This is a genomic window from Pseudomonas oleovorans subsp. oleovorans (genome assembly GCF_002197815.1).
GTDB classification, from domain to species: Bacteria; Pseudomonadota; Gammaproteobacteria; order Pseudomonadales; family Pseudomonadaceae; genus Aquipseudomonas; species Aquipseudomonas oleovorans.
This window is the reverse complement of sequence record NZ_NIUB01000108.1, coordinates 1-525: the sequence shown is the minus strand read 5'-3', so window position 1 is coordinate 525 and position 525 is coordinate 1. Positions and strand designations below refer to the sequence as shown.

At 58.3% G+C, this 525-nt stretch carries 1 protein-coding gene and 1 pseudogene; both read right to left on the bottom strand.

From position 1 onward, the window contains the following. Window positions 1–165: pseudogene (locus tag PSOLE_RS25315) on the bottom strand (IS66 family transposase); the annotation flags it as partial. Between the two features lie 19 nt (window positions 166–184). Then, a partial coding sequence (gene tnpB / locus PSOLE_RS23475; RefSeq protein ID WP_140419006.1) for an IS66 family insertion sequence element accessory protein TnpB occupies window positions 185–525 on the bottom strand: 341 nt, incomplete at its 5' end.

Below are 525 nucleotides of genomic sequence, written 5' to 3'. Positions count from 1 at the left end.
GCTGCGCTCGGACTTGGGCGAGAACAGCTTGTGGCGCAGCAAGGCGACCTGTTCTTGAAGTTGTTCTATGCGAGCATCTTTCGCCGCCGCCTGTTCACTGGCCAGCAGCAGTAAATGCTTGAGCAGGATTGGGTCGTCAGGAAGGGATTCGGGCACGGCGATCATGGCCGTGGATTATACCGGCTCAGGTTACGAAGCGCGGCGTCAGTATCTGGTGTGGACGGTTGCGCCACAGGTCGATACCGTCGAGCAGCCAGTTCAGTTCGTCGTCCGTCAGCTCAATGGCCTCGTCACCGGCATCGGGTTTGGTCTTGAAACGCTCGGCTTCCAGTCGCTTGAGCCACAGGCAGAAGCCATTGCGCTCCCAGTAGAGAATCTTGACCTGGCTGCGCGTGCGATTGAGGAACACGAACAGCACCGGGTTGAACACCTCCACCTTGATGTCCAGCTCGACCAGCGCGGCCAGTCCATTGATGGATTTGCGGAAGTCGACGGGCTTTGGGTAGAGATAGACCTTCTGCACTT